Origin of the sequence: Pseudomonas mangiferae (genome assembly GCF_007109405.1) — a bacterium.
In the GTDB taxonomy this organism is placed as follows: domain Bacteria; phylum Pseudomonadota; class Gammaproteobacteria; order Pseudomonadales; family Pseudomonadaceae; genus Pseudomonas_T; species Pseudomonas_T mangiferae.
This window is the reverse complement of record NZ_VJOY01000005.1, coordinates 295,258-305,439: the sequence shown is the minus strand read 5'-3', so window position 1 is coordinate 305,439 and position 10,182 is coordinate 295,258. Positions and strand designations below refer to the sequence as shown.

The 10,182-nt window shown below is 69.0% G+C and carries 9 protein-coding genes; 2 read left to right on the top strand and 7 right to left on the bottom strand.

Annotated elements, in window-relative coordinates; translation table 11 throughout:
- The 3 genes from FM069_RS09465 to yrfG form a co-directional block, all read right to left on the bottom strand.
- On the bottom strand, positions 1 to 1,183 hold a 1,183-nt coding region (locus FM069_RS09465), incomplete at its 3' end, for a type VI secretion system Vgr family protein (RefSeq protein WP_143488051.1).
- 394 nt (positions 1,184 to 1,577) lie between these two features.
- Positions 1,578 to 2,468 (bottom strand): LysR family transcriptional regulator, encoded by an 891-nt coding sequence (locus FM069_RS09460; RefSeq protein WP_143488050.1) that lies wholly within the window; start codon positions 2,466 to 2,468, stop codon positions 1,578 to 1,580.
- A gap of 16 nt (positions 2,469 to 2,484) precedes the next feature.
- Positions 2,485 to 3,141: a GMP/IMP nucleotidase gene (gene yrfG, locus FM069_RS09455; protein ID WP_143488049.1), complete on the bottom strand. Its 657-nt coding sequence runs from the start codon at positions 3,139 to 3,141 to the stop codon at positions 2,485 to 2,487.
- A 103-nt stretch (positions 3,142 to 3,244) separates the two neighbouring features.
- Here yrfG and nudE point away from each other — a divergent pair, with 103 nt between their 5' ends.
- Together nudE and cysQ are read left to right on the top strand one after the other, a co-directional pair.
- Positions 3,245 to 3,811 carry an ADP compounds hydrolase NudE gene (nudE, locus tag FM069_RS09450; RefSeq protein WP_143488048.1) on the top strand — a complete coding sequence of 189 codons (567 nt, stop codon included), beginning with the start codon at positions 3,245 to 3,247 and terminating at the stop codon, positions 3,809 to 3,811.
- Complete coding sequence (gene cysQ, locus FM069_RS09445; RefSeq protein WP_143488047.1) at positions 3,808 to 4,629, top strand: 3'(2'),5'-bisphosphate nucleotidase CysQ; 822 nt, start codon at positions 3,808 to 3,810, stop codon at positions 4,627 to 4,629. The genes nudE and cysQ overlap by 4 nt, the downstream gene beginning before the upstream one ends.
- A gap of 19 nt (positions 4,630 to 4,648) precedes the next feature.
- Here cysQ and FM069_RS09440 read toward each other — a convergent pair whose 3' ends face one another.
- The 4 genes from FM069_RS09440 to arcA all read right to left on the bottom strand — a co-directional run bounded on the left by FM069_RS09440 (position 4,649) and on the right by arcA (position 10,157).
- Entirely contained in the window at positions 4,649 to 6,553 is a 1,905-nt protein-coding gene (locus tag FM069_RS09440; RefSeq protein ID WP_143488046.1) for a beta-ketoacyl synthase, read from the bottom strand.
- A 245-nt stretch (positions 6,554 to 6,798) separates the two neighbouring features.
- Positions 6,799 to 7,734, bottom strand: a complete 936-nt coding sequence (arcC, locus tag FM069_RS09435; protein WP_143488045.1) for a carbamate kinase — start codon at positions 7,732 to 7,734, stop codon at positions 6,799 to 6,801.
- Positions 7,735 to 7,800: 66 nt separating this feature from the next.
- Complete coding sequence (locus FM069_RS09430) at positions 7,801 to 8,811, bottom strand: ornithine carbamoyltransferase (RefSeq protein WP_143488044.1); 1,011 nt, start codon at positions 8,809 to 8,811, stop codon at positions 7,801 to 7,803.
- Positions 8,812 to 8,900: 89 nt separating this feature from the next.
- Entirely contained in the window at positions 8,901 to 10,157 is a 1,257-nt protein-coding gene (arcA, locus tag FM069_RS09425; protein WP_143488043.1) for an arginine deiminase, read from the bottom strand.
- Between the last annotated feature and the right edge of the window lie 25 nt (positions 10,158 to 10,182).

Here is a 10,182-nt window from a genome sequence, read left to right as displayed (position 1 = left end):
AGTAGCGGTTCCACGGGAACGACACCTTCACCCGGCCGAACTCGTCGGTGTAGATCTCCTGGCCCTTGGGCCCGGTCACCACCGCCGTCTCCGGCCCCATGGTCTGCGGCTTGGGGGTGATCCGCTCGGGCCGGAACGGCAGGTCCGAGGGATGGGTCTCCAGCTTGATCCGCAGCACGTGGCTGTCGGAGCCGGCATTGGACTCGTAGTCGTTGTCGTTGAACTGGTAGTCCGCCGCGACCACCAGGTACTCGCGGTTCTGGCTGCCCACCGGATGGTTCTCCAGGGTGAACAGCCGCCCCGGCGCCATGCCCCGGGCACGACCCGCCGCGTGCCCGCGCTTGTGGGCGGCATGCAGCTCCTCCATCCGCGAGCGGGCGTAGGGGTCGCCCTCGTCCAGGGTCGCGTAGCCGCCCGGGTAGTCGAAGATATCGTAGCTGCCGTGGGCATGCTCGCCCGGCGTCTCGTGGCGCGTGGTCAGGTCCGCCCGCGGCATCTTGAAGTTGTAGTCCCGGGCCATGTACTTGCCCGGCTTGACCCGCCCGCCGGCCGTCCAGTGGTCCAGGTGGTCCTTGTCCGGGTAGGTGAAGTCCGGGCCGTAGTACGGCACCGTGGCGTACCCCGGGAACGGGTCGCACAGGCCCACGTCGTCGGTGATCACCATCACGTGCTCGCCCGCGCTGTGCTCGAACCAGAACCAGATGCCCTCGTTCTCCAGCATGCGCATGACGAAGTTGGCGTCGGTCTCCCGGTACTGCACGCAGTATTCCCAGGTGCGGTAGCTGCGGCTGAGCATGAAGCGGGTCTGGAACGGGTAGGCACCCAGGACCTTCTTCACCATGTCCGGCACGCTCAGGTTCTGGAAGATCTGGTAGTCCGAGCGCCGCGTGGCGTACCACAGCCAGGGTTTGACCTGGGCCTCGTAGAGGTAGTACCGGCCCTGCTTGCCCACCTGACTGAAGTGGATGCACTGGCCGTTGAGGTGGCGCGTGCCACCGCCCTGCAGCTCGATCTCCACCGTCACCGGCGTGCCCAGCATCGATTCCGGGTCCAGGTCCTTCTGCTCGCTCTTCAGGGTCACCATGAAGTCGAACAGCCGCGAAAGCGCTTCCCGTCCGCTCAGTGCCGCGAAGCGCAGCACGGTCGGACCCAGGGCGGTGGTGACGTTGAGGACGCGATTCACGAAGTGCCTCCTTGCGGAAAAAACGATACGACGACAGGCGCGACCCCCTCCGGCCGGCCAGGCACCGAGGCGGGCTGCCTGGGTGCGGCGCGATATTAACCTGCCATCTCATGGCGGGATGCCAACTCGGTCGCTGTTTGCGCAGGCCCCCGGTTGCGGGCTCCCGGCATATTTCTGAATGCACGACCGGTTCACAAAAAACGGTGCAGCTCACGCACGCATGCCAGAGATGCCTGGACACCCAACGTCACCGATAGGCATTGGAAGGCCCCCCGCGCGACGAAAGACCTGCGCTCCCGCCCATCAGGCGATTGCCATGCAAGCGCTCTATAACGTCGAAACAGCCAGGTTCTGTACGAAAAGTGCCTGCGCTCGACGACTTTTCGTACAGAACCTAGAGCGCCCCGCGGTCGCGGGCCTCGCGGGCGAGGGCGAAGCAGGCGTCGGCCAGGGCGGGGCGCGGTTCGTCCAGCCGGCGGATCAGTCCCAGGGGCGCCAGGGTGCGAACGCCTTCCAAGGGCCACAACGCCCAGTCGGCGTTGAGGTCGGCGAGGCCGGCGTCCAGGGGCACGATGGCGCAGCACAGGCCGGCCCCCACCGCCTGCAGCAGCGGCTGAACGGCGTCGGTCTCCAGGCGCGGCCGCAGGGTCAGGCCGCGGCTACGGAACGCGTGATCGAGGGACTGGCGGAAGTGCATGCCGCCGCTCAGCAGGCCCAAGGGCAGCGCCGCCAGGGCTGGCCAGTCGGGGCAGGCGTCGAAGCCGAAGTGACGGCGGTCGTGGAGCAGGCCCATGCGGGTCTCGGCCAGTTCCAGGGCCTCGTAGCGACCGCGGTCGAGGCGGTCCAGGTAGGACAGGCCCAGGTCCAGGCCGTTGCTGGCCAGGCGTTCGAGGATCTGTTCGCTGCTCAGCACCGACAGCTGGAAGCGCAGCTGCGGGTGGTCGTCGACGAACAGCCGCACCAGGCACATGGGGTCGAAGCCCGCCAGGGGCACGGTGCCCAGGCGCAGGGTACCTACCAACTGGCCGCGACAGGCCGCGGCCTCCGCCTGCAGGCCATCCTGGGCCGCCAGCACCTGGCGCGCCCAGGCGAGGATGCGCTCGCCCTCGGGGCTGAAGCCTTCGAAGCGCTGGCCACGGCGCACCAGCTCCAGGCCCAGTTCTTCTTCCAGCCCGCGCAGGCGCATGGACAGGGTCGGTTGGGTCACGTGGCAGCGGGCGGCAGCCTGGCCGAAGTGACGGGTCTCGTCGAGGGCGACGAGGAAGCGCAGTTGCTTGAGGTCCATGGGCGGCTCCCGGTGCTCAGGGCAGCAGGGCGCGGTAGTCGTCCACCGCGGCGAATTCCTCGGTGTCCTTGTCCGGCTTGCGGCTGTCCGGGCGGCGCACCGCCATCAGGTGCGCGACGCCGAAGCGCCGGGCGGCGCGCAGGATCGGCAGGCTGTCGTCGATGAACAGCGCTCGCGCCGGGTCGAAGCCGAAGTCCACCTGCAGCGCCTGCCAGAACTGCGGGTCCTCCTTGGGGTAGCCATAGTCGTGGGAGCTGATCAGGCGGTCGAACCAGGGCGCCAGTTCCACCCGCTCCAGCTTCAGGGTGAGGGAGTCGCGGTGGGCGTTGGTGATCAGCGCGACCCGCTTGCCGGCCCGGCGCAGGGCGGCAAGGAAGGTGTCGGCGTCCGGGCGCAGGGCGATCAGGTGGGCCACCTCGCGCTTGATCTCGCGGATCGACAGCCCCAGCTCCCGGGTCCAGAAGTCGGTGCAGTACCAGTTCAGGGTTCCGGCGTGCTGCAGGAACAGCGGCTGCAGCTCCAGGTCGGCCATGGCGCGGCTGATGCCGTGGTGCTCGGCGTAGCGCTGGGGCACGTGCTCCAGCCAGAAATGGTTGTCGAAGTGCAGGTCGAGCAGCGTGCCGTCCATGTCCAGCAGCACGGTGTCGATCGCGGACCAGGCGAGGGGGAGCATGGGGCGCATCCTGGGCGGTGGGGCGGGTCCGCGGCGGCGAACCCGACAGGGATAATCGGAAAAGCCGGGGTATGATACCCGTCCGCTCGCCCAGGAGACTCCCATGCGCCAGAAACCCACCGTGCTCGCCCGCGAGATCGTCGCCAGCAGCCGCCTGTTCCGCGTCGAGGAACTGCAGCTGCGTTTCGCCAACGGGGTCGAGCGGACCTACGAGCGGCTGGCGAGCAAGGGGAGCGGCTACGGCGCGGTGATGATCGTGGCCATGGCCGATGCCGACCACGCGCTGCTGGTGGAGGAATACTGCGCCGGGGTCGACGACTACCAGCTGTCCCTGCCCAAGGGCCTGATCGAGCCGGGCGAGGACGTGCTGGAGGCGGCCAACCGCGAGCTGCAGGAAGAGGCGGGGTTCGGTGCGCGGCGCCTGGAGCGCCTCACTGAGCTGAGCCTGTCGCCCGGCTACATGAGCCAGGTGATCCAGGTGGTGCTGGCCCTGGATCTTTATCCCCAGCGCCTGCCGGGGGACGAGCCGGAGCCCATGGGGGTGGAGCGGGTCAACCTGCGGGAATTGGCGACCCTGGCGCAGCACCCCCGGTTCAGCGAGGGCCGCGCCCTGGCGGCGCTGTACCTGGCCCGCGACCTGCTCACCCAGCGTGGAGTCTTCGTCCCATGAGCCATCCGCTCCTGCCTGCCGTCCTCGACCTGGTGCGCCGCGCCGGCGAGGCGATCCTGCCGTACTGGCGCACCGACGTGGTGGTCACCGAGAAGGCCGACGCCTCGCCGGTGACCGCCGCCGACCTAGCTGCCCACCGGGTGCTGGCCGAGGGCCTCGCCGCCCTCGCCCCCGACGTGCCGGTGTTGTCCGAGGAAGACGCCGAGATCCCCCTGGCCACCCGGGCCGGCTGGCGCCGCTGGTGGCTGGTGGACCCCCTGGATGGCACCAAGGAATTCATCGCCGGCTCCGCGGAATTCACTGTCAACGTCGCCCTGGTGGAGGACGGCCGGGTGCTGTTCGGAGTAGTGGGCATTCCGGCCGACGGGCGCTGCTACTACGGCGGCGCCGGCCTGGGCGCCTGGCGGGTGGAGGGTGACGGCGCACCGCGGTCGATCCACGTGCGCGAGGTGCCGGACGGCGCCTTCACCGTGGTCGCCAGCCGTCGCCACAGCAGCCCGGCCCAGGAGCGCCTGCTGGCTGGCCTCGACGCCCGCTTCGGCGGGCTGCGCCTGGCCAATGTCGGCAGTTCGCTGAAGTTCTGCCTGCTGGCCGAGGGCGAGGCGGACTGCTACCCCCGGCTGGCGCCCACCTCCCAGTGGGACACCGCTGCCGCCCAGGGCGTGCTGGAAGGGGCCGGTGGTGAGGTGCTGGACAGCCACGGCGCGCCCCTGGCCTATGGCGCCCGGGCGACCTACCTGAACCCGTCTTTCCTGGCCCTGCCCCTGGGGGTCGACTGGCGCGCCGAGCTGATCCGCCTGGCCAGCGCGCTGGACTGAAGCCTGCGCCGGCGCGGGCTCAGTCCAGCATGTCGCGGTAGCGCGAGTCCGGCTTGAAGGTCACCGGGCGGGTGAAGCCGGGCACCACCACCCGCTCCGGCGACAGCTGGATGGCACTGTCGTCGATCAGGTCCTGGCCGAAGCGGTAGAGGATGTCGAAGCGGCCCTTGAGGGCCTCCGCGTCGTAGGCCAGGGCCGCGGCGCGGGTCGCCTCGCGGCGCGCCTGGTAGTCCTCGAACGCCGCTTCGCCGTAGCGCCGCCGCAGCATGGCCTCGACCCGCCGCGGCGAGAGCACCACGCCGCTGGCGTTGTTGCCGCCGAAGCCCTTGGAGTTGACGAAGCAGACGTCCATCTCGCGGCCGTCCAGGTGGCGGTCGCGGCCGGCGATGATGTCCAGATGCCGCTGGTGCACGTCGTCGGCGACGCGGTCGATGGTCTTGATCCCCGGCAGGATGCCGTACTTGAAGGTGCCCAGGGCGGCGATCACCTGGTCGGCGCTGGCGGTGGCCAGGGTGTGGCCGAGGTAGGCCTTCACCGCCGTCACCGGCCAGGCCTCGATGCCGAAGGCCTCGGCGACCCGGTCCAACAGCTCCGATTCGGTGACCCGGTTGGCCGGTGTGCTGGAGCCATGGGCGTGGATGAAGCTGCGTTCACGCACGCCCTCCAGTCCCACCAGCTGCACCGCACTGGCCACCGCCTTGGCCATGGTCAGGTAGTTGCCCGGGCCGGGGGCGGAAATGGATTTCTTGTAGCCGTCGGCGTTGATGAACACGTCCGGCAGGGCGCCATGGATGTCCGCCCCCAGCTCCATGGCCAGGGCATCGTCCATCAGCACCACGAACTGGCTGGACTCCGCCAGGGTGAAGCCGCAGTTCTCGCCGAAGGGTCGGCTGGCGCGGCGGAAGTCCACCTCGTCGCGGCCTTCGATCAGCCGCAGGTTCTCCTCGGTGGCCAGGGCACCCATGGCGCCGTAGCCCTCGATGCACTCGGCGGTGATGGGCGCCTCGCTGTTGCCCACCAGGGCCACCCGGGTGCGCCCGGCGGCGATGGCGTCGATGGCCTTCTGCAGGTTGTAGAGGAAGGTGGCGCAGGCGCCGGTGACGCTGCCGGTGGTGCCGACGCTGCCCAGCACGTAGGCGTTGACGAAGTCCGCCGGCATGCTGTTCAGGCCCAGGGCCAGTTGCTTGGAGGACACCCGGCTGCCCTTGAGCCGCGACTGCATCAGGCCGCCGAAGCCGTTCTCGTCCAGCTGGCTCATGATGCTGCCGGCGAACACCGCCACCTCGTCCGGCTCGACCCTGTCGACGATGGTCTCCCAGGGCAGGCCCACCGAGCGCAGGGCATCGGTGGCGGCGACGATGGCCAGCTGCAGGCCGCGGGGGTGGAAGTGGGAGTTGTACAGCTCGCCCGGTTCGAAGCCGCTGGGCAGTTGGCCGGCGGATTTCACCGGCAGCGGCCGGTAGCTGTCCACCTTGATGTCGCAGCTGCCGTGGAGGGTCACCCGCACCTGCTGGCCGTCCAGGGGCTCCACCGACCAGTTGGCCGGCAGCGGCTCGGGCAACTGCTTGCGCAGGGTGGTGAAGTGCAGCGGGGCGTCGGCCTCGAGGGAGAGCTGCTTGTGCCAGTGGGCGGCGTCCACGTCCAGGTAGCGCTTCTCGATGCGCCGGACCAGGGTCGAGGCGAGGATGTCCGCGCCGTAGCGCGCCTCGATGTCTACCGGGGTCAGGGGCGCGCCGGTCTCGTCGCGGTACTGGTCGTCCACCACCGTCACCCGTTTCATCATCACCGCGAGGCCGGCCAGGGTCTCCTGGCGCGCCCGGGCATCGAGGGTTTCCAGCACCGTGCGGCGAAAGGCGTGGTGGAACGAGCTGCGGCCGGCGGCGTTATAGCCGCCGAATCCCACAATGACCGGCAATCGAGACATCTCTCAACAACTCCTGCTAAGGGCGGCGACGGGCGTGCGGCGGGTGGGTGCCTCGAGGGGCGCCGGCGTCACGGGGCCGTCGAAACCCGCTATCCGTTGGGCGGTTCGAACGATCCGAATGACTTAGCTGACGTGGGAGATGACCGTCGAGTCACGCCGTGCGCGTGCGGTCAGTGCGCGAGCGGGTCCGCCGCGTTGCACGGCGGACCTCCACGAGCCGGCCGCCGGGGGCGGCCGGCCTCGGCTCAGGCCTCGCGGTAGACGATGCCGCGGTTGCCGGCGTCGACCCGGGTGCCGGCCTTGCCGGTGACGATGGCCTCGATGTCGGCCAGGGCGCCGATCACCGCGGCGCGGCCGGTGTTGCGGGCGAACTCGCTGGCGGCCTGGACCTTCGGCCCCATGGAGCCTGCGGCGAAGCCCATGGCTTCCAGCTCGTCCGGGCTGGCCTGGGCGATGGCCCGCTGGGTCGGCTTGCCCCAGTCCACGTAGGCGGCGTCCACGTCGGTGGCGATCACCAGCAGGTCGGCGTCCAGCTGTTCCGCCAGCAGGGCGGAGCAGAGGTCCTTGTCGATCACCGCCTCCACGCCTTCCAGCTTGCCGTCGGCGTTGTAGCGGGTCGGGATGCCGCCGCCGCCGGCGCAGATCACCACGCTGCCGTGCTCCAGCAGCCACTTGATCGGGCGGATCTCGAAGATCCGCTTCGGCCGCGGGCTGGGCACCACGCGCCGGTACTTGTCGCCGTCCGGGGCGATGTTCCAGCCTTTCTCGGCGGCCAGGCGCTCGGCGTCGTCCTTGCTGTAGACCGGGCCGATGGGCTTGGTGGGGTTCTGGAAGGCGGGGTCGCGGGCGTCCACTTCCACCTGGGTGAGCAGGGTGGCGAAGGGCACCTCGAACGGCAGCAGGTTGCCCAGCTCCTGTTCGATCATGTAGCCGATCATGCCTTCGGTCTCGGCGCCCAGCACGTCCAGCGGGTAGGGGCTGACGCTGGTGTAGGCGGCGCCCTGCAGGGCCAGCAGGCCGACCTGCGGGCCGTTGCCGTGGGCGATCACCAGTTCGTTGCCGCCGGTGATCTTGGCGATCTGCTGCACGGCGACCCGCACGTTCTCGCGCTGGTTGTCCGCGGTCATGGGCTCGCCGCGGCGGAGCAGGGCGTTGCCGCCCAGGGCGATGACGATACGCATGGGAAACTCCTCGAATCGGGTAGGGTGCGACGGCCCCGCCGGGGCGGGGCGTCGCTCAGGCCGCTGTCAGACGTCGGCGAGGGTCGAGACCAGCACCGCCTTGATGGTGTGCATGCGGTTCTCGGCCTGCTCGAAGGCGATGCAGGCGGGCGACTCGAACACGTCGTCGGTCACTTCGATGCCGTTGGCCAGGTTCGGGTACTTCTCGGCGATCTGCTTGCCGACCTTGGTCTCGCTGTTGTGGAACGCCGGCAGGCAGTGCATGAACTTCACCCGCGGGTTGCCGGCGGCCTTCATGATGTCGGCGTTGACCTGGTAGGGCAGCAGTTCCTGGATGCGCTCGGCCCAGGCTTCCACCGGTTCGCCCATGGACACCCACACGTCGGTGTGGATGAAGTCGACACCCTTGACCGCTTCCTTGGCGTCCTCGGTGAGGGTCACCCGCGCGCCGCTTTCCTCGGCGAAGCGTTTGCACTCCTCGACGAAGTCGGCGTGGGGCCAGAGGGCCTTGGGCGCGGCGATGCGCACGTCCATGCCCAGCTTGGCGCCGATCAGCAACAGGGAGTTGCCCATGTTGTTGCGGGCATCGCCCAGGTAGGCGTAGCTGATGTCATGCAGCGGCTTGTCGCTGTTCTCGCGCATGGTCAGCACGTCGGCCAGCATCTGGGTCGGGTGGTACTCGTCGGTCAGGCCGTTGAACACCGGCACCCCGGCGAATTTCGCCAGTTCCTCGACGATCTCCTGCTTGAAGCCGCGGTACTCGATGGCGTCGTACATCCGGCCGAGCACCCGGGCGGTGTCCTTCATGCTCTCCTTGTGGCCGATCTGCGAGGAGTTCGGGTCGATGTAGGTGACGTTGGCGCCCTGGTCGTAGGCGGCCACCTCGAAGGCGCAGCGGGTGCGGGTCGAGGTCTTCTCGAAGATCAGCGCGATGTTCTTGCGGTTCAGGTGCGGTTGCTCGGTCCCGGTGTACTTGGCGCGTTTCAGGTCGCGGGCCAGGTCCAGCAGGTAGCGCAATTCCCGGGTGCTGTGGTGCATCAGGCTCAGCAGGTTCCGGTTGTGCATGTTGAACGCCATGATTCTTCTCCTCGTGGAAGTGGAAATCGGTCCCGCGCCTCGTGGGCCGGCGGGAAGGGGCGGCGCCGCTCGGACGCCGCCGCGGTGGATCAATAGTCGATGGGGTCGCGGACGATTGGGCAGGTCATGCAGTGGCCGCCGCCCCGGCCGCGTCCCAGTTCGCTGGCGCTGATGGTGATGACCTCGACGCCGGCCTTGCGCAGCATGGTGTTGGTGTAGGTGTTGCGGTCATAGCCGATCACCACGCCTGGCTCCACGGCCACCACGTTGTTGCCGTCGTCCCATTGCTCGCGTTCCGCCTCGTAGCTGTCGCCGCCGGTCTGCACCACGCGCAGGGCCGGCAGGCCGAGGGCCTCGGCGACGGTGTCGAGGAACGACTTGTTCTCCCGGCGCACGTCGATCCCGGTGGGCTTGCTCTCGTCCGGGCGCAGGCTGAACGGCACGATCTGCTCCACCACTTCCGGGAAGACCGTGACCAGGTCGCGGTCGCAGAAGCTGAACACGGTGTCCAGGTGCATGGCGGCGCGGGACTTGGGCAGGCCGGCGACGATCACCCGTTCCACCGCATGGTGGTTGAACAGCGACTGGGCCAGCTGGCCGATGGCCTGGCGGGAGGTCCGCTCGCCCATGCCGATCAGCACCACGCCGTTGCCGATGGGCATCACGTCACCGCCCTCCAGGGTGGCGAGGCCGTGGTCCTTGTCCGGGTCGCCATACCAGACCTGGAAGTCGGCGTTGGCGAATTCCGGGTGGAATTTGTAGATGGCGCTGGCCAGCAGGGTTTCCTGGCGTCGCGCCGGCCAGAACATCGGGTTGAGGGTCACGCCGCCGTAGATCCAGCAGGTGGTGTCGCGGGTGAACTGGGTGTTCGGCAGCGGCGGCAGCAGGAAGCTGGAATGGCCCAGGTAGTCGCGGAACATCTTGACGATCTCGGCGCTCTGGGTGCCCGGCAGGTCGGCGCCGGAGACGCCGCCGATGAGGTATTCGGCCAGCTTGCGCGGCTCCTGTTCTTCCAGCCAGCCGCGCACTTCGCTGACCAGGCCCACACCCACCTGGTTGGGCACGATCTTGCGGTCGAGGATCCATTTCAGGGCCTCGGGGTTCTTCACCGTCTCGGTGAGCAGGTTGTGCATTTCCAGCACTTCCACGCCCCGCTCGCGCAGCTTGGTGACGAAGTCGAAGTGGTCGCGCTTGGCCTGGTTGACCCACAGCACGTCGTCGAACAGCAGGTCGTCGCAGTTGCTCGGGGTCAGGCGCTGGTGGGCCAGCCCGGGGGAGCAGACCATCACTTTGCGCAACTTGCCGGCTTCGGAATGCACGCCGAGTTTTTGGGGTTGAGTGGTCATGGCAGAGTCTCCTTGCAAAATCAGA

Coding starts and splice junctions, on each gene's coding strand:
- FM069_RS09460 (WP_143488050.1), bottom strand. CDS start 2,468: ATGGACCTCAAGCAACTGCGCTTCCTCGTCGCCCTCGACGAGACCCGT.
- yrfG (WP_143488049.1), bottom strand. CDS start 3,141: ATGCTCCCCCTCGCCTGGTCCGCGATCGACACCGTGCTGCTGGACATG.
- nudE (WP_143488048.1), top strand. CDS start 3,245: ATGCGCCAGAAACCCACCGTGCTCGCCCGCGAGATCGTCGCCAGCAGC.
- cysQ (WP_143488047.1), top strand. CDS start 3,808: ATGAGCCATCCGCTCCTGCCTGCCGTCCTCGACCTGGTGCGCCGCGCC.
- FM069_RS09440 (WP_143488046.1), bottom strand. CDS start 6,553: ATGTCTCGATTGCCGGTCATTGTGGGATTCGGCGGCTATAACGCCGCC.
- arcC (WP_143488045.1), bottom strand. CDS start 7,734: ATGCGTATCGTCATCGCCCTGGGCGGCAACGCCCTGCTCCGCCGCGGC.
- FM069_RS09430 (WP_143488044.1), bottom strand. CDS start 8,811: ATGGCGTTCAACATGCACAACCGGAACCTGCTGAGCCTGATGCACCAC.
- arcA (WP_143488043.1), bottom strand. CDS start 10,157: ATGACCACTCAACCCCAAAAACTCGGCGTGCATTCCGAAGCCGGCAAG.